The 24,878-nt window shown below is 56.2% G+C and carries 17 protein-coding genes and 1 tRNA gene; 10 read left to right on the plus strand and 8 right to left on the minus strand.

The window, feature by feature from the left end; all coding sequences use genetic code 11:
- Positions 1-10 precede the first annotated feature (10 nt).
- Both lepA and IEX96_RS03165 read left to right on the plus strand, forming a co-directional pair.
- Entirely contained in the window at positions 11-1,813 is a 1,803-nt protein-coding gene (gene lepA / locus IEX96_RS03160; RefSeq protein WP_150000981.1) for a translation elongation factor 4, read from the plus strand.
- A 119-nt stretch (positions 1,814-1,932) separates the two neighbouring features.
- Positions 1,933-4,164, plus strand: coding sequence for a methyl-accepting chemotaxis protein (locus tag IEX96_RS03165; protein ID WP_188873471.1), 2,232 nt, complete (start codon positions 1,933-1,935; stop codon positions 4,162-4,164).
- Positions 4,165-4,493: 329 nt separating this feature from the next.
- Here IEX96_RS03165 and IEX96_RS03170 read toward each other — a convergent pair.
- Positions 4,494-4,580: transfer RNA gene (locus tag IEX96_RS03170), tRNA-Leu, on the minus strand.
- A 185-nt stretch (positions 4,581-4,765) separates the two neighbouring features.
- Here IEX96_RS03170 and IEX96_RS03175 point away from each other — a divergent pair.
- Together IEX96_RS03175 and IEX96_RS03180 are read left to right on the plus strand one after the other, a co-directional pair.
- Positions 4,766-5,719 (plus strand): complex I NDUFA9 subunit family protein, encoded by a 954-nt coding sequence (locus IEX96_RS03175; RefSeq protein ID WP_150004217.1) that lies wholly within the window; start codon positions 4,766-4,768, stop codon positions 5,717-5,719.
- A 214-nt stretch (positions 5,720-5,933) separates the two neighbouring features.
- Entirely contained in the window at positions 5,934-6,116 is a 183-nt protein-coding gene (locus IEX96_RS03180; protein WP_150004218.1) for a hypothetical protein, read from the plus strand.
- Positions 6,117-6,140: 24 nt separating this feature from the next.
- Here IEX96_RS03180 and IEX96_RS03185 read toward each other — a convergent pair whose 3' ends face one another.
- Positions 6,141-6,962: an undecaprenyl-diphosphate phosphatase gene (locus IEX96_RS03185; protein ID WP_150004219.1), complete on the minus strand. Its 822-nt coding sequence runs from the start codon at positions 6,960-6,962 to the stop codon at positions 6,141-6,143.
- A gap of 527 nt (positions 6,963-7,489) precedes the next feature.
- Between IEX96_RS03185 and IEX96_RS03190 the strand changes: the two genes are divergently transcribed.
- From IEX96_RS03190 to gltB, 3 genes are all read left to right on the plus strand, one after another.
- Entirely contained in the window at positions 7,490-8,959 is a 1,470-nt protein-coding gene (locus tag IEX96_RS03190; RefSeq protein ID WP_150004220.1) for an NAD(P)-dependent oxidoreductase, read from the plus strand.
- A gap of 65 nt (positions 8,960-9,024) precedes the next feature.
- Positions 9,025-9,558, plus strand: a complete 534-nt coding sequence (locus tag IEX96_RS03195) for a DUF2059 domain-containing protein (protein WP_150004221.1) — start codon at positions 9,025-9,027, stop codon at positions 9,556-9,558.
- Between the two features lie 126 nt (positions 9,559-9,684).
- Complete coding sequence (gltB, locus tag IEX96_RS03200; protein WP_188873472.1) at positions 9,685-14,190, plus strand: glutamate synthase large subunit; 4,506 nt, start codon at positions 9,685-9,687, stop codon at positions 14,188-14,190.
- 92 nt (positions 14,191-14,282) lie between these two features.
- Here gltB and IEX96_RS03205 read toward each other — a convergent pair whose 3' ends face one another.
- A complete protein-coding gene (locus IEX96_RS03205) occupies positions 14,283-15,875 on the minus strand; it encodes an ABC transporter permease (RefSeq protein ID WP_150004222.1) in 1,593 nt (530 codons plus the stop codon).
- Complete coding sequence (locus IEX96_RS03210; RefSeq protein WP_150004223.1) at positions 15,872-16,834, minus strand: ABC transporter ATP-binding protein; 963 nt, start codon at positions 16,832-16,834, stop codon at positions 15,872-15,874. Before IEX96_RS03210 ends, IEX96_RS03205 begins: the two co-directional genes overlap by 4 nt.
- A 111-nt stretch (positions 16,835-16,945) precedes the next feature.
- On the opposite strand from IEX96_RS03210, the gene IEX96_RS03215 reads away from it, so the two are divergent.
- Both IEX96_RS03215 and queG read left to right on the plus strand, forming a co-directional pair.
- Positions 16,946-17,611: a glutathione S-transferase family protein gene (locus IEX96_RS03215; protein WP_150004502.1), complete on the plus strand. Its 666-nt coding sequence runs from the start codon at positions 16,946-16,948 to the stop codon at positions 17,609-17,611.
- Positions 17,608-18,792 carry a tRNA epoxyqueuosine(34) reductase QueG gene (queG, locus tag IEX96_RS03220; protein WP_229773495.1) on the plus strand — a complete coding sequence of 395 codons (1,185 nt, stop codon included), beginning with the start codon at positions 17,608-17,610 and terminating at the stop codon, positions 18,790-18,792. The genes IEX96_RS03215 and queG overlap by 4 nt, the downstream gene beginning before the upstream one ends.
- On the opposite strand, the gene IEX96_RS03225 is transcribed toward queG, so the two are convergent.
- Positions 18,789-19,787: a 2-hydroxyacid dehydrogenase gene (locus tag IEX96_RS03225; RefSeq protein ID WP_149999911.1), complete on the minus strand. Its 999-nt coding sequence runs from the start codon at positions 19,785-19,787 to the stop codon at positions 18,789-18,791. The genes queG and IEX96_RS03225 overlap by 4 nt on opposite strands.
- Before the next feature lie 229 nt (positions 19,788-20,016).
- Between IEX96_RS03225 and IEX96_RS03230 the strand changes: the two genes are divergently transcribed.
- A complete protein-coding gene (locus IEX96_RS03230; RefSeq protein WP_229773496.1) occupies positions 20,017-20,538 on the plus strand; it encodes an SH3 domain-containing protein in 522 nt (173 codons plus the stop codon).
- A gap of 22 nt (positions 20,539-20,560) precedes the next feature.
- Here IEX96_RS03230 and irrA read toward each other — a convergent pair whose 3' ends face one another.
- The 3 genes from irrA to pnp all read right to left on the minus strand — a co-directional run bounded on the left by irrA (position 20,561) and on the right by pnp (position 24,763).
- A complete protein-coding gene (gene irrA / locus IEX96_RS03235) occupies positions 20,561-21,004 on the minus strand; it encodes an iron response transcriptional regulator IrrA (RefSeq protein ID WP_150004224.1) in 444 nt (147 codons plus the stop codon).
- Positions 21,005-21,111: 107 nt separating this feature from the next.
- Positions 21,112-22,509, minus strand: coding sequence for an NAD(P)H-dependent flavin oxidoreductase (locus IEX96_RS03240; protein ID WP_150004504.1), 1,398 nt, complete (start codon positions 22,507-22,509; stop codon positions 21,112-21,114).
- A gap of 118 nt (positions 22,510-22,627) precedes the next feature.
- The gene (gene pnp / locus IEX96_RS03245; RefSeq protein ID WP_150004225.1) at positions 22,628-24,763 is read right to left on the minus strand and encodes a polyribonucleotide nucleotidyltransferase; all 2,136 of its coding nucleotides are present in this window, start codon (positions 24,761-24,763) and stop codon (positions 22,628-22,630) included.
- Between the last annotated feature and the right edge of the window lie 115 nt (positions 24,764-24,878).

The following is a 24,878-nucleotide window of genomic DNA, read 5'->3' on the forward strand; positions in this document are numbered from 1 at the left end:
ATGACGCGCCATGGCCAAACTGGAAAACATTCGTAATTTCGCGATTATCGCGCATATCGATCACGGCAAGTCCACGCTTGCGGATCGCCTCATTCAGGATTGCGGTGGGCTGACCAACCGCGAAATGAAGCAGCAGGTGCTCGATTCGATGGAGATCGAGCGCGAGCGGGGCATTACCATCAAGGCGCAGACCGTCCGGCTGGAATATAAAGCCGATGACGGAGAAACCTATATCCTCAATCTGATGGATACCCCCGGGCATGTGGATTTCGCTTATGAAGTCTCGCGTTCGCTGAAAGCCTGCGAAGGCTCGCTTTTGGTGGTGGATGCAAGCCAGGGCGTAGAAGCCCAAACATTGGCCAATGTGTATCAGGCCATCGATATTGACCATGAAGTGGTTCCGGTTCTGAACAAGATCGACCTGCCCGCCGCCGAGCCGGAGCGAATCCGACGCCAAATCGAGGATGTGATCGGCATCGACGCCTCTGAAGCCATTCCGGTCTCTGCCAAAACCGGCGTCGGCGTCCATGAGGTGCTCGAAGCGCTGGTCACCAAGCTGCCCGCCCCCAAAGGCGACGCCAACAAGCCCTTGAAAGCCATGCTGGTGGATAGCTGGTACGACCCCTATCTGGGCGTTGTCGTTCTGGTCCGCGTGATGGACGGGGTGATGAAAAAAGGCATGGTGATGAAGATGATGGCCACCGGGGCCGAGCATCCCATCGACCGCGTCGGTATTTTCTCCCCCAAGAAAACGCCGGTGGAAAGCCTTGGGCCGGGAGAAATCGGCTTTATCACTGCAGGCATCAAGGAAGTGGCCGACACCAATGTGGGCGACACCATCACCGAAGCCAAAAAACCTTGTGCAGAGGCTTTGGCCGGATTCAAGCCGTCACAATCCGTGGTGTTTTGCGGCCTGTTCCCCGCCGATGCCGCCGATTTCGAACATCTGCGCGACAGTTTGCACAAATTACGCCTGAATGATGCCAGCTTCGAGTTTGAAGCAGAAAGCTCGGCCGCCCTGGGCTTCGGGTTCCGCTGCGGATTTCTGGGCATGTTGCATCTGGAAATCATTCAAGAGCGGCTGTACCGCGAGTTTAATCTGGATCTGATCACCACCAGCCCATCGGTGGTATATAAGGTTCATAAAACCGACGGGACTTTGGAAGAACTCCACAATCCTGCGGATATGCCCGACCCTGTGCGCATCGCCCATATCGAAGAACCATGGATCGAAGCCACCATCATGCTGCCCGATGAACATCTGGGCTCCGTTTTGAAGCTGTGTGAAGATCGGCGCGGCATTCAAAAACAGCTCACCTATGCTGGCAACCGGGCCATGTTGATCTATGAATTGCCGCTCAATGAAGTGGTCTATGATTTTTATGACCGCCTGAAATCCGTCAGCCGGGGCTATGCCAGCTTCGATTATCAGCTGAAGGAATATCGTCAAGGCGATCTGGTGAAGCTGTCGATTCTGGTGAATGCCGAACCGGTGGATGCGTTGGCAATGCTGGTGCATCGGTCACAGGCAGAAACCCGGGGACGGGGCTTGTGCGAACGGCTTAAGGATTTGATTCCGCGCCAAATGTTCAAAATTCCGATTCAGGCGGCCATTGGAGGCAAGGTGGTGGCGCGGGAAACAATCTCCGCTCTCCGTAAAGACGTTACCGCGAAATGTTACGGCGGAGACGTCTCACGCAAGCGGAAGTTGTTGGAAAAGCAAAAGGCGGGGAAAAAGCGTATGCGCACCTATGGCAAGGTGGAAATCCCCCATGATGCGTTCATCGCCGCCCTGAAAATGAACGATTCCTGACCTTAAAATTCGCATTAAGTTTAGCGTTTAATATTCCTTAATACCAGCTTGTCACAATGCGACAGAATACCGGGCATGTTCGAGTGCCTGAGTCGTGGATGGTACCTGGGGTCGTAGAAATGTTATCTATGCTTGGTTGGGACAAAAAGAAACTGACAGCACTTTTGCTCCGCGTTCTGACGGTGCGAAATTCTCTTTTGACAATTGTCGGCGTACTCGTTGCGGTTGTGGTGTTTTATGGAGCCATCGCTGCGCTGACTGCCCTTGACCGCCAACGGGACGCGGAATTGCAAGTGGCCGTCGGAGACGCCATCGAAGCCATGACCCAGGCAAAACTTGCCTTGGCGGTCGAGCGGGGCGTGGTCAGCACCGCCTTGGGCTTTGATGAAGCGCCGGACCCTCAATTTTCCATGATGATGTCAAAGGAACGGGCGCAGTTCGACCGATCCTATGAAAGCCTGCACGACCATCTGGACTCCCTTCCCGATTTCCCCAATAAATCCGACCTGATGAGCGCCATGGCAGAGGCGCAAAAGAGCTATATGACCTTGCGCGGTTCGGTCGATCGCGCCCTGATCCAGTCTGCGGATAACCGCGAATCGCGGATCGGACGGAATGCCTCCAACGCTTTGGGCGATCTGATCGAGAGCATTCTGGATGTGCGCCTTGCCCTAACCTACAGCTTTGCACCCAGCCAACCCTCTATTCAGGCCAATGGTCAGCTCAAATATCTGCTGTGGCGCATGCAGGAATATGCCTCGCGGGATTGGGCCACCATTGGCGAGTCCATGGCCTCCGGGCGCCCCTTGTCCAGCCTGATGCTGCAAATCGTTTCCACCTATAACGGCCATGTGGAATCCGCATGGCAAGATGTGCAAGCACTGGTAAGCTCGGACCTCGTTTCCGAAGAGCTGTCGCCTTTGCTGGAAGATGTGCGCGGCACCTTTTTCGACAATTTCGGTTTGGACCGCGACGAGGTTTATGCCGCCGCCGAACTGGGTGAACCAAACCCCTTCACCGCCCTTGAGTGGATTGAAAAAGCCACCGATGCTTTGGAACCCGTTCAAACACTGGCGGAACGGGCCGGCGAACTTTCCAGCGCACAAGCCCTTGCCAATGAAGCGGCGGAAGCAGCCCAATTCTGGAAAGATGTGGTTCTCTTGGCCTTTACCCTGATGGTTGGGGCCATTTCTTTCTGGCTGGTGGTGCGGCGGATCGTGGGGCCCATGGCAAGCCTGTCCCGCACCATGGTCGAATTGTCCCAGGGCAATCTCGAAGTTCCCGTACGGGGCACCCGTCGCAGCGATGAAATTGGCGACATGGCCCGTAGTGTTCAGGTGTTTAAAGACAATGCGGTGGAAAAAATCCGCCTCGAAACCGCGCAGCATGAAGCGGAAGAACGCCAACGTCGGGAAAGTGAAGAAGCCGAACGGGTGGCCCGCGAACGGGAAGAAGCCCAGCGCCAGCGCGAATTGGAGCGGGAAGAAGAATCGCGGCGGCAGCGCCAGGCAGAAATGCTGCAACTGGCCGATACCTTTGAAGCCTCGGTCATGCAGGTGGTGGATGGCCTCAATCAGGCCGCCAGTGAAATGGAGCATGCCGCACAAGGCCTGACGGAAACCGCCAACGACAATGCAAGCCGGGCCAGCGTCACCTCCAAAACAGCGGACCATGCAACCAACAGCCTGCAAATGGTGGCCAGCGCCGCCGAAGAGCTGTCTGCCTCGGTGCGCGAAATTGCCTCCCAGACCAACCAATCCAGCACGTCGGCCCGCGATGCCGTGGAACGCACGGAGCGTGCCTCCGGCGATATTCGGGAATTGGTGGATGCGGCCCAGCGAATCGGTGATGTGGTCAATCTCATCAATGATATTGCCGATCAAACCAATCTCTTGGCGCTGAACGCCACCATTGAAGCGGCACGGGCCGGGGAAGCCGGGAAAGGCTTTGCCGTCGTGGCAAGCGAAGTGAAGTCCCTGGCCAATCAAACAGCCAAAGCCACCAGCGACATTTCAGCCCAGATCGATGGCATGCAAGACGCAACGAAAAAGACCGTCGATGCCATCGAAGCGATCCGGACCATCATTGCGGAAATCGATACAACGGCGGTATCCATTGCCTCGGCGGTGGAACAGCAAGACGCCTCGACTCAGGAAATCGCCCGCAATGTTTCGGAAGTGTCGGCCGGTGCACAAGACATTTCCCGCGATATGGCCAGCCTGAATGAAGGAGCTGCCAGCAATGGCGCGGCCGCCAATCAGGTGCTTGGCTCGGCACAATCACTGGCCACCCAATCCAGTGACTTGCGCGAGCAGGTGCAACAGTTCCTGAGTTCGATCCGCTCGTCCTAAAATACAAGATCGCTTTCAATCAAAGGCCACGGCCCATGGGCTGTGGCCTTTTTTATGCGCACAAAGTCCCAAGGCGCTTTACCCGCCCCCTTAAAAAGCAAGGCAGAACGACCAACCAACCGGACGATCGGGCAATCGGATGATGATTTTTAGGAGTCCTGTCCGGACCAAAAAAGAATGGCGCGAATACCGGGCATAGAGGGGGCCTGACGGCCATCGGAGCCTAAAAGGCTACCATGCTCTTATTGTACGGGATCTGCTGCTTCAGCCAGCGCACAGCCACATTGGGCGGGGCGGCAAAAGAAAGCCGAAGCAAGTCAGAGAAAGAATGGTGCCCAGGAGAGGACTCGAACCTCCACGACCTTGCGATCACTGGCACCTGAAGCCAGCGCGTCTACCAATTCCGCCACCTGGGCAGGTGGGTTGTAAGGCGGCGATAGCTAATAGGCATCGCCCATCTTGTCAAGCTGCTTATTTGCCCCGCCATCAGATCTTTTTCACATCAATTGTCGTAATATGGCCAACAAGATACACTTCATCATTGGGCCTGCCTTTCTGGCCGCGAAAAAACCCCGGATATCGGGGCTGATCGGAGGCGAACATGACCTATCCCCTGGTAACGGTTTTTGGCGGATCCGGCTTTGTAGGTCGCTATGTGGTGCAGGCTTTGGCCCGAAAGGGTTGGCGGATATGCGTGGCGGTGCGTCACCCTGATCAGGCGCTGTTTCTTTTATCGCTGGGTGCGGTGGGGCAGATCCAGACCGTTCAAGCCAATATCACCCATCCACGGTCTGTGGCCGCCGCATTGAGACGTGCCGATGCCGCGATCAATCTTGTGGGAATTCTCTATCAACGCGGATCGCAAAAATTCCATAAGATACAAGCCGAAGGAGCGGGCCTCCTTGCCAAAGCGGCAAGCCGGGAAGGGGTGAAGTCCTTTGTGCAGATCTCTGCTATCGGAGCCGATAAAAACGCCTCCTCTCTTTATGCACAAAGCAAAGCCATGGGCGAAGAATCCGTCTATGCGGCCTTTCCCAAAGCCACCATATTGCGGCCCAGCCTTATTTTCGGCCCCGAAGACGACTTTACCAACCGCTTTGCCGCCCTTGGGAAGCGACTGCCCTTCATGCCGGTGATCTCTGGCGATACACGCTTTCAGCCGGTTTATGTGGGCGATGTGGCCAAGGCAGTGCTGGCTGTCTTGATGGGCGGGCCAGCCACCAAAGCGCGGACCTATGAGCTTGGCGGGCCGGAGATTTTTACCTTCCGATCGCTTTTGTCGTTAATCATGGATCAAGCAGGGATTCACAAGCCCTTGCTTGACATTCCCATGCCGTTGGCGCGTCTTCAGGCGGCCTTGCTGCAATTTTTGCCCAAGCCACCCCTGACACCAGATCAACTGCGCTTGCTGATGCTGGACAATGTGGTGCAAAGCGATGCGCTGACCTTGGAAACGCTGGGAATCGCCGCCACCCCCATGGAAGCGATTTTGCCGGGATATTTCATCCGCTATCGCCCCAAAGGACAGTTTGCACGGCATCCGTCCGCCGGATGACCTGAAAAGGCGGCACGCCCTGCCGGGTCGAATATTCCGTTTGCTGCAAAAACCACATAGTCCCCATGCCGTACCGCCAGGCTTTCCGGCCTTCAGCGCATTTGGCCCAAAGCTTGCTAAGGCTTTCCAAGAAGGATCATCCTTTGCGACCCACCACCGGGCTTGGCCAGAATGACAAGCCATCTGAAAAAGTGACAGACCAACAGGCCAAGCTATGTCCAACCAACCTTACGAAACGAACCGCCTGTCCTTAAAGGGCCATGACTGTGATGAAAGAGCCAAGACGCACAGCATCCCCCAAAGCCGGGGCACCCATCCGGCGATGAGCGACGCGGAACGTCGCCGCACGGCACGATTGATCGCTCTTTCCTTACGCCGCGCGGTAACCCCTAGCTGAAGGCTGAACATCAAACGCAGGCGTTTATAAAAGCACCCACAGCAGCAACGCCAAGCCCAACGCCACGCGATAAACAACAAATACGGTCATGCTGGCATGTTGCAACCAACGCATCAGGAAATGAATGGCCGCAAGGGCCGCCGCAAAGGATAAACCGGCCCCGATCAAGGCATCCTGCCATGGCCCATCCATCCCTTTTTCCACCAGATCAAATCCCGCCAGCGTACCGGCCGCCAAAATGGTGGGAATGGAAAGCAGCATGGAAAAATGCGCCGCATCCGGGCGCTTGAAGCCAAGCTGACGGGCCGCTGTCATGGTAATCCCCGCGCGGCTCGTACCCGGAATAAGCGCCAGAATCTGTGACAAACCGATCAGCAGCGCCGCCTTCAATCCCAGGCTCTTTATTTCTTTCTCGCATGGCCTTTTTTGATCCACCCCGTAAAGAAGCAAGCCAAAGCCAATGCTGGCAAAAGCAATCACCAATGGGCTACGCAAGGCATCGATCAATCCGGTCAGCTTGAACGCCAATCCCGCTATCACCACCGGCATAGTGGCCAGAACCAATCCCCAAAATAGCGTCGGATAACGGCTGCCCGCCACAGCCCGACGGGCAGGCGCAACGCCAAGGCTTCCCAGCATTGCCAAAGCCAAGCCTTTCGTATCGCGCCAGAAATACAGCAAAACAGCCGCCAATGTGCCCACATGCACAGACACATCGATCAAAAGGCCCTGATCATCCCAGCCGGTAAGAACCGGCACCAGAACCAAATGCGCCGAAGAGGAAATGGGAAGGAATTCTGTGATCCCTTGCACAAGAGCAAGGATCAAAAGATGGAAAAGCGGCATTCACAGTCTCCGCATCACAAAGTCGCAAAAGCGATAAAAACAAGAATAAGGCACGCAACACAGCCTCGCTGTTATGCCCCGATCCCCTTCATCATGCCAGTGGTCCCTTGCCCCATATGGTGCAAGGTCCGTTCATGTGTTTGAACGCTGCGGATATGCTTGGTGTCCCGAAAACGCTTTATGCTCTCTTTTTTAAGACAGGTTTACTGCCCTATAGACCATTTCATACTCGTTTTCCAAAATTTATGATGATAGATTACCGATATCGAGATTGTCAGAGCAGCAAGGTCGCCTCAATCTGTCGTCTTTTGCTGTATCGCATGGTCTTGATCCGCTGTCTCACCCAGCCAACGGGCATGGCCCCGGCCGGATTGGGGAAGAAGGGCACAGTGTCACACGGAAACAAATGACATATCCCAAAGAAGAGGGGGCCGATGGCTTGACTGGCAAGCAGCCCAAATCGCCCTGACGAGCCGAGCCACCGGGCTGCCTGAATCGCCCAAGCCGCTATAAGAAAAGGATCCGCCATGAGCGAGCCTATGCTGAAATTCGTCTCCATTGCCCAGGCCATGCCGACCAAACGGTCGGCGGTGGAACGGCAAACGGATTTCAACGAGATTTATAGCGCTTTTGCTGCGGAAAAAGCCGCCGAACAGGCATCGCGCTGTTCGCAATGCGGCGTGCCATTTTGCCAAATCCATTGCCCCTTGCAAAACAACATCCCCGATTGGCTGCGTTTGGCCGCCCAAGGCCGCTGGGAAGAGGCCTATGAAATTTCATCGGCCACCAATTCCATGCCTGAAATATGTGGCCGCATCTGCCCGCAAGACCGGCTGTGCGAAGGCAATTGTGTCATTGAAAAGGGCTTTGACTCCGTCACCATCGGGGCCGTGGAAAAACACATCACCGATCTGGCGTGGGAAAAAGGCTGGGTACGCCCCATCACGCCCCCCATGGAACGCGATCAAAGCGTTGGCATCATCGGGGCCGGACCTGCGGGGCTGGCGGCAGCCGAGCGCCTGCGCCGCAAGGGCTATCAAGTAACGGTCTATGATCGCTATGACCGCATCGGCGGGCTGCTGATTTATGGCATTCCCAATTTCAAGCTGGAAAAAGAGGTGGTCACGCGGCGCGGCCAGCGGTTGATCGACAGCGGCGTTACCTTCCGCCTGAATGTGGATATCGGGCGGGATCTGAGCTTTGGCGACCTGCGCAAAACCCATGACGCGGTTTTGATCGCCACCGGCACCTATAAGGCCCGCGATATGAAAGCGCCGGGCGTGGGATTGGGCAATATAGTCCCTGCGCTTCCTTATCTGGTTCATGCAAACCGCATTGGATTGGGCGATCAGCTGCCCGAATCCGATCTGGATCGCTTTGATGTCGAAAACAAACGGGTTGTGGTGATCGGCGGCGGCGATACGGCTATGGATTGCGTGCGCACCGCCATCCGTCAGGGGGCCAGCGCCGTGACCTGCCTTTATCGCCGCGACCGGGACAATATGCCCGGCTCGGCCCGCGAAGTGGCCAATGCGGAAGAAGAAGGCGTCCAGTTCAACTGGCTCTCGGCCCCCGAAGCCTTTTTGGGGCGGCGCACGGTGAACGGCGTGCGGGTTTCCAGCATGCGCCTTGGCCCACCCGATTCCACAGGACGCCGCGCCCCGGAGCCTTTGCCCGACCAAAGCCACAGCCTGGACGCCGATCTGGTGATCCATGCCCTGGGATTTGAAGCCGAGAATCTCCCCAAAGCCTTTGGCACGACGGACCTTCTCACCACCGGATGGGGAACCGTGAAAACCGATCATCGCAGCATGACAACCTCTATCAAAGGGGTGTTTGCCGCAGGGGACATTGTGCGCGGGGCGTCCCTTGTGGTGTGGGCGGTGCGCGATGGTCAGGATGCCGCAAGCGCCATAGACCGCTATTTGAAGGACCAGCGCAATCCCAAGCCGGAAACGCAGCCAGACCGCACAATGGCGCTTGAGACTGTCAGTTAGGGCTTGCGTAAAAAGCTACCTTTGGCGAGCATTGCCAACCTTCAATCCAACCGAAAGTTTAACGAATGTTCCGACTCTCCTTATCCCCTCTCCACGCGGTGCGCTCTTTTTCCTTTGCCGCGGTTTTTGCCGGGCTTTGCCTTGCCGCACCCGCCAGCGCCCAAGAGGATGAAGAAAAGACCGCCGCCATCCGTGAATTGGTAGAAATCACTCAGGTGGAAGCCATGGCCGACCAGATGATCGGCCTGTTCAATGAAGATATTCTACCCATGCTTTTGGAGGCCAATCCCGACCAGTCCGAAAAGCTGCGCACCATTGTTCGTGAAGAAGTAACGGCCACCATGAACGATATGAAACCGGCGGTGGTGGCCCTTACGGCCTCTGTCTGGTCGCGGCATTTTTCAACGCAGGAAATCCGTGAACTGACCGCCTTCTACAAAACGCCTTTGGGCATCAAATTGCTGGAAAAACAGCCGGTCATCGCCCGCGAAAGCATGCAGGCAGGTATGCAGATGTCGCAACAGGCAGCCATGACAGCCATGGAGCATATCAAGCAGCGTTTGACCGCTGAATCCTTAAGCATTCCAGCGCCGCTTTAAGACCCTTTCCGCCGGCGCGCCAAGGCCCCGTGCTTCGGGCGCGGCTGGAAAGACCCAAGCCATTCGTCACCCTATGGACCCTTAACCGCTTATGTTGATGGTCCGCGATGTCAGGAAAGACCCCAGATGAGTGTTTACCCCCCCAGCGCCATTGGCCTTTACGATCCCATGGACGAGCATGCCGCCTGCGGTGTCGGCCTTGTCGCCGCCGTGAACGGAAAGCCTTCGCGTCGCGTGGTGCTGTCAGGCATCGAAGCACTGAAAGCCGTGTGGCACCGGGGGGCTGTGGATGCAGACGGAAAAACCGGCGACGGTGCGGGTATCCATCTGGAAATTCCCCATGCGCTGTTCCGCGATCATGCGGAACGCATGGGCCAGAACATCGCTGAAGATGAGCGCATCGCCGTAGGCATGGTGTTTTTGCCGCGTACCGACCTTTCGGCGCAAGAACGCTGCCGCTCCATCGTTGAGGGCGCCATTCTCGCAGCCGGGCACAAGATCTATGGCTGGCGGCAAGTACCGGTGGATGCATCCGTCATCGGAACCAAGGCGCAATCCACCCGCCCCGAAATCGAACAGATCCTCATCTCCAATGCCAAAGGCCTGGATGAAGAACATTTTGAACGCGACTTATATGTGATCCGCCGCACCATCGAAAAAGCGGTCATAAAAGCACAGATCAATGAATTTTATATCTGTTCGCTATCGGCCCGGTCGATCATCTATAAGGGGCTGTTTCTGGCTGAACAATTATCGGTGTTTTATCCCGATCTGAAAGACAGTCGTTTTGTATCGTCTTTCGCGCTTTATCATCAGCGCTATTCCACCAACACATTTCCGCAATGGTGGCTGGCCCAGCCTTTCCGCATGATCGCCCATAATGGCGAAATCAATACCGTGCGTGGCAATGTGAACTGGATGCGCAGCCACCAGATCCGCATGGCCTCTCTGGCCTTTGGCGACCGCGGTGAAGCCATCAAGCCTGTGGTGCCGCAAGGCGCGTCGGATTCCGCCGCCCTCGATTCGGTGTTCGAGCTTTTGGTGCGTGCCGGCCGCTCCGCCCCCATGGCCAAAAGCCTTCTGGTGCCGGAATCCTGGTCGAAACGGGTCACCATGCCCGATGCACATCGCGCCATGTATGCCTATTGCAATTCGGTGATGGAACCTTGGGATGGCCCCGCCGCCCTTGTCGCTTATGACGGGCGTTTTGCCATGGCAGGGCTGGACCGCAACGGCCTGCGTCCCTTGCGCTATACGGTCACCCGCGATGGCTTGGTGGTTGTCGGCTCGGAAGCGGGCATGGTGGTGGTCCATGAAGAAGATGTGGCGGAAAAGGGCCGTTTGGGGCCGGGCCAGATGATCGCCGTGGATCTGGCAGAAGGCCGCTTTTACCATGACCGCGATCTCAAGGATCAACTGGCGGCTGCCCGGCCTTTTGAACGCTGGGTGCGCCATTTTAAAGATTTCGCCGATATCGTCCCCGACGATCGGGACGAGCCTTCGGCCTTCGATCATTCCGAATTACGCCGCCGACAAATTCTGGCGGGGCTCAGCCATGAAGATCTGGAACTGATCCTGCACCCGCAGGCCGCCGAGGCCAAAGAGGCCATCGGATCCATGGGCGACGACACCCCCCTTGCGGTGCTATCCACGCATTATCGCCCCTTGTCGCACTATTTCCGGCAGAATTTCTCGCAAGTGACCAACCCCCCCATTGATCCTTTGCGCGAACAACGGGTGATGTCGCTCAAAACCCGGTTCGGGAATTTCGGCAATGTTTTGGATGGCGACAATCCGCAAAACAATGTGCTGATTCTTGAAAGTCCGGTGCTGACCTCGCGGGAATATGCCGCTTTGCTTGATTATTGGGGCAATGAAGCCACCATCATCGATTGCACCTTTGATATCCATGAAGGCTCTGGCGCACTGAAATCGGCGCTGGACCGTATCCGCGCCGAAGCGGAAGATGCGGTGCGCTCTGGCTTGGGGCAGATTTTCCTGACCGATGAAAAAGTCTCCCCGGATCGGGCGCCGGTGCCGATGATTCTGGCCACCGGCGGGGTCCACACACATCTTCTCAATCAGGGCCTTCGCACCTTTGCCAGCCTTAATGTGCGGGCCGCCGATTGTGTGGATACCCATGCCTATGCGGTGCTGATCGGCGTTGGAGCGACAACGGTCAACGCCTATCTGGCGCAAGAAGCGCTGCAAGAGCGCCATAGCCGTGGCCTGTTTGGCAGCATGAGCCTTGAAAAATGCCTGAGCAACTGGAAAGAAGCCATCGACAATGGCTTGCTGAAAATCATTTCCAAAATGGGCATCAGTGTCATTTCCAGCTATCGCGGCGGGGGCAATTTCGAAGCTCTGGGCCTGTCGCGGGCCTTGGCTGCGGAATTTTTCCCCAATGTGCCATCGAAAATTTCCGGCATCGGCCTTGCGGGCATTGAAGAAACCCTGCGCGCCAATCACGCCCGCGCTTTTGGCGAAGATGTCACCAGCCTGCCCATTGGCGGCCTATACCGCTATCGTGCCGGTGGGGAAACCCATGCCTTTGAAGGCCGCCTGATCCATATGCTGCAAATGGCCGTGGCCAGCGGGGCCAGTTCGCAATTCCGCCATTATGTGGATGCTCTGGCCAAGCTGCCGCCGGTCAATCTGCGTGATCTGATGGACTTTGTCCCCAAGCAAAAGCCCGTCAATCTGGACGAGGTGGAATCGGTGACCGCACTCAGGAAGCGCTTTGTAACACCGGGCATGAGCATGGGGGCGCTCTCCCCCGAAGCCCATGAAACGCTGGCCATTGCCATGAACCGTATCGGGGCAAAATCGGTATCGGGCGAGGGGGGCGAGGATGAGCGCCGCTTCACGCCTTATGCCAATGGCGACAATGCCAATTCCCCCATCAAGCAGATCGCGTCCGGGCGCTTTGGCGTCACGGCGAAATATCTCAATAATTGCGAAGAAGTGGAAATCAAGGTCGCCCAAGGCGCAAAGCCCGGTGAAGGCGGCCAGCTTCCCGGCTTCAAGGTGACGGAATTGATCGCCAAGCTGCGCCATTCCACCCCCGGCGTTATGCTGATCTCTCCGCCGCCCCATCATGATATTTATTCCATCGAAGATCTGGCCCAGCTGATCTACGATCTCAAGCAGATCAACCCCATCGCCCGGGTTTGCGTGAAGCTGGTGGCCTCTGCCGGCATCGGCACCATTGCCGCCGGTGTGGCCAAAGCCCATGCGGATGTGATCCAGATTTCCGGCCATTCGGGCGGCACCGGGGCATCGCCGCAAACCTCTATCAAATATGCCGGTGCCCCATGGGAGCTTGGGTTGGCCGAAGTGAATCAGGTGCTGACCCTGAACCGCCTGCGCCACCGGGTCCGCCTGCGGGTGGATGGCGGCATCAAAACCGGGCGCGATATTGTTATCGGGGCGCTTTTGGGGGCCGAGGAATTCGGCATCGGCACCGCATCATTGGTGGCCATGGGCTGCTTGATGGTGCGTCAATGCCATTCCAATACCTGCCCCGTGGGCATTTGCACCCAAGATGAAGCCTTGCGCAAAAAATTCGACGGATCGGCGGAAAAAGTGGTCAATCTGATGACCTTCCTTGCCGAAGATGTGCGAGAAATTCTTGCAAAACTCGGGGCCACCTCTCTAGAGGAAATCGTCGGGCGTTCCGATCTGTTGCGGCAGGTAAGCCGCGGGTCACCACGTCTGGACGATCTGGATCTCAACCCCATACTCGTGCGCGTCGACGCCTCTGATGAAGAGCGCATCTGCCGCGTGGATGGCCGCAATGAAGTGCCCGACACCCTGGATGCCCGCATGGTAGAAGATGCCAAGCCGGTGTTCGAACGCGGGGAGAAAATGCAGCTCACCTATGCGGTGCGCAACACCCACCGCGCCGTTGGTACCCGCTTTTCCGCCCATCTGATACGCCAAAAGCGGCACAAGGATATGGCTCCCGGCCATGTAACGGTGCAGCTCAAGGGCTCTGCAGGCCAATCCCTTGGAGCCTTTGCTGTGCGCGGGTTGAAGCTGGTGGTTTATGGCGATGCCAATGATTATGTGGGCAAGGGTTTGTCGGGCGGCACCATCGTTGTGCGCCCGCCCGCCCGCTCGCCTTTGGCCAGCAATGAAAACACTATCATCGGCAATACGGTGCTTTATGGGGCCACATCGGGGCAGTTATTTGCCGCAGGGCAAGCGGGCGAACGCTTTGCCGTGCGCAATTCCGGCGCCGAAGTGGTGGTCGAGGGCTGTGGCGACAATGGCTGCGAATATATGACAGGCGGCACCGCCGTGATTTTGGGATCGGTGGGCGATAATTTCGCCGCAGGCATGACCGGCGGCATGGCCTTTGTCTATGATGACCGGGAGATTCTGGACAATCACCTCAACCGCGACACGGTGGTGTTCGACCGCATCCGTTCGCCGCGCTGGGAAGCGGAATTGAAACGCCTGATCGAACGGCATTTGCTGGAAACGGACAGCCGCCATGCTGCCATGCTTTTAAGCAACTGGGCAGAAACCCTTGAGCGCGTGTGGCAGGTGGTGCCAAAGGAAATGCTTTCACGTCTGCCCTTTCCTTTGGTGGAAAACGCCCAGACGGCCGAAAAAGAAACCGCTTAAAACCGCCAATATCTTCCACAATCAGTATCTTCGGCAAAAAGAAAAGGGCAGCTCAAAAGCTGCCCTTTTTGCATGGTTGGAAGGGGGTCAGCCTATCCCCCTTGGCGTACCAATTTTATGAGCTGACCGACTTTTGGCTTGCCGCTGGACAAAACGGCGATGCGGAAAATCTTGCCCGATGCCCACAGCAACACGGCAATGGTGAAAAGCTGCACCAATACAGAGCCGACAATATCAAGCATCGGCGGCTCGGACGTGGCCCGCGCCATCATCATGAACGGCCCAAAGAACGGCATCCATGACAATAACTGCGCGCCGGACCCATTTGGGTCATCGGCAACAGCCCAAACCACAAAGGGGACCACCATCATCAACAGCACCATGGGCGTGGACATGTTCTGCACGTCCCGCGATGTTTCGCAAAATGCTCCCAAGGTGAGAAAGATGCCCGCAAACAGGAAATAACCAAGGACAAAATAAACAAACAACGCCGGAAGAATGGGCTGTTTGGAAAACACGTCCAGCAAAATTCCCGCAAATTCTACAAAGTCGCTCCCACCCGCCAACAGGATGACCGCAAGGAACATTCCCACCGAAAAGGCAAACATGGTCAGCGCCACCAAAGACGAGCCTAAAAGCTTGCCGATCAGCAACTGATTGGGTGTTACAGAACTGACCAGCACCTCGATGATCCGGCTGGATTTTTCTTCCATGGTGTTGTTCATCAACATGAACATATTGATATAGAGAAAATAAATCAGCATCACCGACAAGGCGCGCGGCAAAATGCGGGCGATCATGTCCGCCGTCGTCAATTCCCGACCATCCTTGGCAGAAATATCCAGCGTCCGGAGAGGAGCTCTGTAATCCATCCGCTCCAGAACCTCTGAATCTCCAGCATAGGCCACAAGTTCCGTCTTTTGAAACACCACATTCGCAGCCCTTGGCAAACGTCTGGCGAGGCTTTCCGGAAGGGCACCATTGCTCCAGATCTGCACGCTTTGCCCGGGTTCCGCATAGCCAAGGGCAGAGGGGCTGCCGGGCTGTACAGGTGCGGCATCAGGCTGGATCAACACCACAGCGCTCAATGTCTCCGGCTTGTCACTATCGGGAACAGTTATATTCCGTTCGCCAGTAAGCCACGGCCGTAAATAATCCGCTGGCGCTCCCCTGAGGTCCGCTTTTGCCAGATCGTCAGGCACATCCACCAGACGCAGGGTTTTAGGCTCCAGAACCGGTGGCGGCGACCCGGGCTTTACAAACGGAGCGGCGATGCTCATGGCCCAGACAAGCCCGCCATTGTTCAAAAACGCATCGGCATCGGCATCTGTAAAATCACTGCGGCGTTTCAATAGCAAAGGAGGCACTTGTCTAGGGTCAAGGCCCTGATCGGTTTTAAACTCCGGAAACGCATAGGCGCGGACATAAGAGGTAATCTCTGCCAGCGCATTTCGCGCATAAACACGCTTGATCTCCTGCGCCAGCATATCGCCATAACGCGCCTCTTCTGTCAGATCCACAATAGCCACATTGCGAATGACACTGGTATGCGAAGACAACCATTGCGGCACAAACATGCCCGCAGACATCAATAACGGGATCAGTACAAGGGAAATGAGAAAACTTTTGGTCCGCACCGTCTCCACAAATTCATGGCGTGCAACAAGCGAAATTCCCCGAATCATGTGGCGTCTCCCCAACCTTTTGAGACATTTTGATCTTCTACGGCTTTTTCCCCGCCCACCAGATGGACGAACACTTCATGCAGGCTGGGCTCGATCATCGAGAAATGCGCAATTTCGATGCGATGTTCCATACAGCGCCCCACCAGTTCTTCTGTGCTCACCCTGCCTTGGGTGACGATTTCCCACTCCATCACTCCATTTTCTTCGGAAATCGGGGTTACATCGCGCACCGCTTCCAGCTCGTGCAAGGCCATAATGTCATCTTTGGTGCGCAGCAAAATGCGCGGGGTCAACAAGCGCTTTGCCTCCCCTACGGTGCCATTGAACACATCGCGACCATGGGCAATCAGCCCGATTCGGTCGCATAAGCGTTCCGCATGTTGCATCACATGGGTAGAGAATATGATCGTTTTCCCAGCCTGCTTCATATCCATCAACAGGTCTTCCAACACCTGCTGGTTGACCGGATCAAGGCCCGAAAATGGCTCATCCAACACCACAAGATCGGGATCATGAACCATGGTGGACAAAACCTGCACCTTTTGCGCCATACCTTTGGACAATTGCTTGACGCGCTTTTTTGCCGCATCCGCCAGCCCATAACGCTCTAGAAGCTCTCCGGCGCGCCGCTTTGCACTGGCACCATCCATGCCCTTCAATTGCCCCAGATAGGCAATCACATTTTGCGCCGACATATTCTTGTAAAGGCCACGCTCTTCCGGCAAATATCCAACGCGGTGCGATACAGAGAGCGCAGATTGCGCACCCAAGATTTGTCTGGTGCCGCGATCAGGGTCGATAATGCCCAGCATGATTCGAATGCTGGTGGTTTTTCCGGCCCCATTGGGCCCGAGAAAACCATAGACCTGTCCCGGTTCCACCTGCATCGAGACATCTTCAACTGCAATATGATCGCCAAAACGCTTGTGGATATTGGATAATTCAACAATGGGGGCCATAGTGTCTCCGGAAAATAGAACGCACAAGATCGTGAGCGTCTGACGTTACAATAAGATGGGGCTGATGCAATCCTTGATGTTTATGTCTGTAAAGCATGAGACGGACCGATGATGCGGGTGTTGTATCATAGCTGGCTTGAAGCCGGATCGCTTTTAACGCGAATTGTTTTGGCAGAAAAAATGCTGGAAACCCATTTAAGGCTGGAAAAGCCATGGGAGCGGCGGGCCGAATTTCTGCGTCTCAATCCAGCGGGCACGGTTCCGGTTCTGGTGGAAGACAAAACTGTCTTTTGCGATGCCATGGCCATTTGCGAATATCTTGATGAATCCAATCCCAGCCCCCCCCTGATCGGTGAAGATCCCAAGGCGCGGGCCGAAGTGCGCCGACTGACAAGCTGGTTCATGGGCAAATATCAGGTGGAGGTGACAGCCCATCTGATAACGGAAAAGCTGATGAAGCGCTTTTTACGTATGGGAGAGCCGGACAGTGGGGCCATCCGTTCGGCGCATCATAATTTGAAAATCCATATGGATTATCTGGACTTCCTGACCGAACGCCGCAATTATCTGGCCGGGCCGCAGTTCAGCCTTGCCGATGCCGCCTGCGCCGCCCAGATTTCCATTGCCGATTATTTTGCCGATGTGCCATGGGACCGCCATCAAAGCGCGCGAGAATGGTATATGCGAGTGAAATCAAGGCGCTCTGTGCGGCTGTTGCTGAAAGATCGTATTCCCGGCCTTATCCCGCCCAAACACTATGAAAGGCCCGACTTTTGAGCGCCTCTCCCCCCCCTCTACCTTTGGAGGATAACCTGCGCGAATACGCCCTTGGGCTTGGCTTTGATGCGGTGGGCATCGCTGATCCCGACGCTGTGGCAGGGGCAGGGCTGCGGCTGGATCGCTATCTGGAATTGGGCCGCCATGGAGAGATGGGCTGGATGGCCGACAAGGCCGACCGCCGCCGTCATCCCAAGGCTTTATGGCCCGATGTGCGGTCGGTGATGATGCTGGGCCTGAATTACGGACCCGCCCAAAATCCGTTGCAACAACTCGACTGGCGCCAAAAAGGCACGTTATCGGTTTATGCCCGCAACAAGGATTATCACGATCTGATCAAGGGTCGCCTGCGCCAATTGGCACGGTGGGTGGTGGACAAACACAAAGCACAAGTAAAGCTGTTTGTGGATACCGCCCCGGTAATGGAAAAACCCTTGGCCGAAGCGGCAGGCCTTGGCTGGCAAGGCAAGCACACCAATCTGGTTTCGCCCGATTATGGTAGCTGGTTGTTTTTGGGAGCGCTGTTCACCTCACTCGATCTAAGCCCCGATCACAGCCCCGGCGATCATTGCGGGTCGTGCCGCCGTTGCCTTGATATTTGCCCCACCAAGGCATTCCCCGCGCCCTATCAACTGGATGCGCGGCGGTGCATTTCCTATCTCACCATTGAATATAAAGGCCATATTGCCCGCGAATTTCGCAAAGCCATGGGCAACCGCATCTATGGCTGTGACGATTGTCTCGCCGTTTGTCCGTGGAATAAATTTGCACAGAAAACCAAGGATGTGGCGTTTTTCCCGCGTACCGAATTGGCGGCCCCCGATCTGGCCGATCTGGCTGATCTGGATGATGCGGACTTTCGCGCGGTGTTTGCCGGATCGCCCATCAAACGCACCGGACGCGACCGCTTTGTACGCAATGTGATGATTGCCTTGGGCAACAGTGCCGATCCCACGCTCTTGCCCGTGATAGAGGCCCGGCTTCACGACGAATCCCCACTGGTGCGGGCCATGGCTGTCTGGGCGGTGCATCAACTGGCCACACCCGACCGGTTGGCCTCCCTACGCGCACAGCATCTTCCCACCGAAACCGATCCGGCGGTAATCGCCGAATGGGCCGGAGAGGCCGACAAGGCAGGCCAGAATCAAATCCTGGCCAAAGCCCTAGAGACTCGGTCTTAAAGCCATTCCCCCAACACCCGATCAGGCGGCGCATGACCATCGGCAAAGGTTTTGATATTAATCAGCACCTTTTCGCCCATATCAACCCGCGCTTCATGCGTTGCCGATCCCATATGCGGTAAGGCCACCACGGTATTAAGCGCCAACAATTTTGGATTGACCGCCGGTTCGTGTTCATAGACATCCAAACCTGCTCCGGCCAATTCGCCCGCTTCCAGCATCCGCAACAGGGCATTTTCATCCACCACTTCGCCGCGCGCCGTATTCACCACATAGGCATGGGGCCGAAGCTGCTTCAATCGCCGCGCCGACAATAGATGAAATGTCGCCGGTGTGTGGGGGCAATGGATGGAAATCACATCGGCGCGGGCCAACATCTGATCAAGGCTTTCCCACCATGTGGCTTCCAGATCCTGTTCCACCTGCTGTGGCAGGCGGCGGCGATTGTGATAATGGATCTGCATGCCAAAAGCCCGGGCGCGGCGTGCCACCGCCTGACCGATCCGGCCCATGCCGATAATCCCCAGCCGCTTGCCCCACAGCCTGCGGCCCAGCAACCCGGTGGGCGACCAGCCCTCCCATTCACCACTTTCCAGCAAGCGCACGCCTTCCACCAGACGACGCGGCACCGCCAGGATCAGCGCCATGGTCATATCGGCGGTATCTTCCGTTAGCACCCCCGGTGTATTGGTGACGGTGATGCCGCGCTGACGGGCGCTGGCCAGATCGATATGATCCACCCCATTGCCAAAATTGGCGATAAGCTTCAGCTGCGGGCCTGCATGGGCAAGAATAGCTGCATCGATTTTATCTGTCACCGTGGGAACAAGCACATCCGCCTCGCCCACCGCTTCGATCAATTGCGCCGCGCTCATGGGCTGATCATCGGTATTGAGCCGTACATCGAACAACTCGGCCATGCGCGTTTCAATGGGTTCAGGCAAGCGCCTGCTCACAATAACGCGGGGTTTGGATGTCTTTTGAGCCTCGCTCATCAGCGGTCGATCCTTCAGTTGCCATGCCGGGTGCGGATAGAAGAAGTACAGAGATCAAAAAAGACGTGCGGAAAGCTCTCCAAATTTCCTCTGTGGTTTTCCCTAGCAGATCGCGCGCCTGCTTTCAAAGTATCAACAAGACTATCATGCTATGAACAGGCTCTTGACCCTCCAAGCCGGACGGTTAAATTCGCCCCGTCCATTTATGTTGCCAAAAGGGAACCAAACGGTGATCCGCAGATTTTTCTTCTCCTGCTTTTTGATATTGGCAACCACCGTCCCCATAAGCCAGGGGCGGGCACAAATGATCGATGCCGGGGAAAGACTGCCCGGTGCCTCTGGCTTGCCTTTGCCGCGCTTTGTCTCATTGGCTTCAGGCGAAGCGAATATGCGCACCGGACCGGGCGAGCAATATCCCATTCTATGGACCTATGTCCGCCGCACCTTACCGCTTGAAATTACCGCGGAATATGGCAATTGGCGGCGGGTGCGCGATAAAGACGGCACCCAAGGCTGGATGCATTCGGCTCTGCTATCTGGCGCCCGCACCGCTTTGGTAACCGGCGGCACCCGCAGTCTTTATGGAAAACCCCGGCCCGCCAGCACAGAAATCATGCGAGCAGAGTCGGGGGTGATTGTATCATTGGATCGCTGTCTGCCCCAATGGTGCCGGGTATCTTTGGCTGGCCGCACGGCATGGATAAACCGCACGGCCATTTGGGGTACTTACCGCGATGAAGTGATTGAATAGCTGCCCAAACCGCGATTCCGGCCTATTCGTCGATATACATCACCACATGCACCCCGGCCATACGCGCCCCTTTCGGGGGTTGCGGCAGGTGCGATACCACCACATCTTCTTTGGGCACATCATAAAGCGCACCCGTGGCACAATTATAGAAATGATGATGCGAATCGGTGTTGGTATCGAAATAAATGCGTGACGAATCGATCACCAATTCATTCAAAAGCCCCGCTTCGGTAAACTGATGCAGGGTATTGTAAACTGTTGCCAAAGAGACTTTGACACCATCGGCCAAAGCTTCTTCATGGAGTTTTTCCGCCGTCACATGGCGTGCCTCACCGGAGTTGAACAGCAGTTTGGCCAAAGACAGCCTTTGGCGCGTTGGCCGTAGTCCGGCATCACGCAACAAGTTCAAGCTCGCAGCATAGGGTCTGACAGCCTGACTTTGTGTCAGTCCTTCTGGAAATATCATCTCTACGTCTCCCTTGCCTGCAGGGGGTATAGAAACAGAATGACCTGTTAACCATCTATTTACAAGATGATACTGTGTAATTCTTTAAAATACAATTTTGCTCCCGATCAGTCCCCCGTCAGAATCCGGTCCACAAGCTGTTTCACCGTTGGCACAAAGCCATTTGAATAAAAGGGATCTTCGGCAAAGCGATAGGCATTATGTCCGGCAAAGACCAGATTGTCCTCAAGGCTTTTCCCATGGGCAACATCTTGCAAGGTTTTCTGGATACAGAAACTTCTGGGGTCGGTTTTCCGGCCCGTCGAGTTTTTCTCGTTATCGGCCCAGTTGGAAAATTGGCATTGCGACAGACACCCCATGCAATCCGCCTGATCCTTACGGATCTCATCGCGGCACTCGGTGGTCACAAACACCAAGGTATTGTCCGGGGTTTTCATCGCTTCGGTAAACCCCTGGGCAATCCATGCCTTTGCCCGTTGCTCATCAGACTTTGTCACGTAAAATTTGCGCCGTGAGCCATCGGTCAATAGCGTGTCATGTTCGCCCACATTCTGCGTGGAATACGCAATCTGGCGGTCGCTGCGCCCCACAAGCGCATTCAAGAAGCGATTTTTAATGGCCGAAGAATAAAAGCCGGTGGGCGAAAATTTGTGAAGCAGCACATCGCCGTCTTTCAGCGTCATCAGCATCCGCTTCCATTTTTCGGGAATCGGGCTTTCACGCGTCACCAAAGGTCGGGTGCCAAACTGGAAGGCGATAGGGCCAAGTTCGGGATTGTCCACCCAATCTTGCCATTCGCGCAAGAACCACACGCCGCCCGCCATGATGATCGGCACTTCTGGGCAGCCCGCATCACGCATTGTCTGGCGCAATTGAACCACACGCGGATAGGGATCTTCCGGGATGTTCGGATCTTCGGAATTGGACAGGCCATTATGACCGCCCGCCCGCCACGGATCTTCATAAACCACTGCGCCCAGATAGCTGGAAAACTTGTTATAGGCGCGCTTCCATAAGGCGCGAAATGCCCGCCCCGAAGAAACGATGGGATAATAATGCACCCCATAGCCCGCACAAATTTCCGCCAGCTTATAAGGCATCCCGGCGCCGCATGTCACACCGTGCACAAGCTCGCGCGTTTTTTCCAAAACGCCTTGCAACACCCTTTGTGCGCCGCCCATTTCCCATAGGACATTGATATTGATCGCCCCAAGGCCCCGCGATGTTTCATAGGCACGGCGCACCTGTTCAACGCCGCCATCAATGGCATAGCGCACCAGCTCTTCATGGCGTTCGCGGCGGGTACGGCCATAATATATCTGCGGGATAATTTGCCCGTTTTCATCATAGGAATCCGCATTGACAGCCGACACCGTACCAACGCCACCCGCAGCCGCCCACGGGCCGGACGAGGCTCCGCTGGTGACAGCAATGCCTTTCCCTCCTTCGATCAAGGGAAGAAGCTCTTTGCCGCCAAGGCGGATTGCATTCAGTGCCTTCACAATACATCTCCAAGCAGACAAACACGCAGATTTGACTAAAACAAAATCTGATGGAAAATACAAACGCCGAGATGGTCAATAACCATCCCGGCGCCTTTTTTGTCGCTATCGGGAAAGATGGTCAGTCCCGATTTTTGCCGCCCTTTGCGGGCCGTGTGTCTTCCAGCTCTTCGCCGGTTTCTTGATTAACAAGGCGCATGGACAACCGCACTTTACCACGATCATCAATATCAAGCACCTTCACCTTCACCTGATCGCCTTCTTTGACGATGTCGGTGACTTTATCAACCCGATGATCGGCCAGTTCTGAAATATGCACCAGACCATCACGGGTTCCGATGAAGTTCACGAACGCGCCGAAATCCATGATGCGGACAACCTTGCCATCGTAAATACGGCCCAGTTCCGGCTCGGCCACAATGCCTTCGATCCAGGCAAGGGCTTTCTTGATCGCTTCGGGGTCCGAGCTGGACACCTTGATCGAACCATCGTCTTCGATATCCACCTTCGCGCCGGTGGTTTCGACGATTTCACGAATCACCTTACCGCCCGTGCCGATCACTTCGCGGATTTTTTCCTTGTTGATCTGCATGGTTTCAATGCGCGGCGCATTGGAGGAAAGCTCGGTGCGGGCACCGGTCAATGCCTTGTTCATTTCACCCAGAATATGGGCGCGGCCACCGCTGGCCTGAGCAAGCGCTTTTTCCATGATCTCTTCGGTGATCCCGGCGATCTTGATGTCCATCTGCAAAGAGGTAATCCCCTTTTCGGTTCCGGCCACCTTGAAATCCATATCGCCCAAATGATCTTCATCACCCAGAATGTCCGAGAGAACGGCGAACTTATCGCCTTCCTTGATCAGACCCATGGCAATGCCGGACACGGGACGCACCAACGGCACGCCGGCATCCATCATCGACAGGGACGAACCGCACACCGTCGCCATGGAAGACGAGCCGTTCGATTCGGTCACTTCCGAAACGATGCGGATGGTGTAGGGGAAAGACTCTTTCGACGGCAGAACCGCCTTCAAGGCCCGCCATGCCAGCTTGCCATGACCCACTTCCCGACGACCGGTGAAGCCCACACGGCCGGTTTCGCCAACGCTATAGGGCGGGAAGTTGTAATGCAGCATGAAATGCTCACGATAAGAGCCTTCCAGCGCATCGATCAGCTGCTCATCATCGCCCGTTCCAAGGGTGGTCACCGCCAAAGCCTGCGTTTCACCGCGGGTGAACAGGGCAGAGCCATGGGCACGGGGCAGAACGCCCACTTCGGAAACGATGGGGCGCACCTGATCAAGGGCACGGCCATCAATGCGGGGCTTTCCTGCAATGATATTGCCGCGCACGATGGTTTTTTCCATCGATTTGAGGATATCCCCCACCTTATCAAGGGCTTCGGCATCATCGGCCAAAGCCTCTTTCACAGCCGCCTTCACCGCATCGATCTTGGCGCGGCGTTCTTGCTTTTCGGTGATGGCATAAGCCGCTTCCAGACCGGCGCGGGCCAGTTCGCCCACTTTGGCTTCCAAAGCCGAATTGTCGGGCTTTTCGGGCAGATCCCACGGCTCTTTCGCCGCTTCTTCCGCCAAGGCAATGATGGCATCAATCACCGGCTGCATCTGCTGATGGCCGAACATCACGGCCCCCAACATCACCGCTTCGTCCAGTTCCTTGGCTTCCGATTCCACCATCAAAACCGCATCCTGCGTTCCGGCAACAACCAGATCGAGGCTGCTGTCTGCCAGATCATCGGGAACCGGATTAAGCAGATAAGCACCATCCTTATAGCCGACGCGTGCGCCGCCAATGGGGCCAAAGAACGGAATACCCGACAGGGTCAGCGCCGCAGACGCCCCAACCATGGCAACCACATCGGGGTCGTTTTCCATGTCGTGGCTCAAAACGGTGCAGATCACCTGTGTGTCATTGCGGAATTCCGCAGGGAACAACGGGCGGATGGGGCGGTCGATCAAGCGCGAGGTCAGCGTCTCTTTTTCAGAAGGACGGCCTTCGCGCTTGAAGAAGCCGCCGGGGATCTTGCCGGCAGCATATGTTTTTTCCTGATAATTCACGGTCAGCGGAAAGAAATCCCGCCCCGGATCGGCTTGCTTCGCTGCCACAACGGTACATAATACCGTCGTTTCGCCATAGGTGGCGACAACTGCGCCATCGGCCTGACGGGCAATGCGGCCCGTCTCAAGGGTAAGGGGACGTCCGCCCCAATCGATGGTCTTGCGATAGATTTCGAACATTCTTGCTTCCATACGGTCCTGGGGCCGATGGCCTTCCATCACGCCCCGGCGGGCACCCGGCCCACCCATTCCATTGTGTTTTACGCGCACACCCGCCGACGGATTTCGGCAAGCC

The organism is Iodidimonas muriae (assembly GCF_014647255.1).
Lineage (GTDB): Bacteria > Pseudomonadota > Alphaproteobacteria > Sphingomonadales > Rhodothalassiaceae > Iodidimonas > Iodidimonas muriae.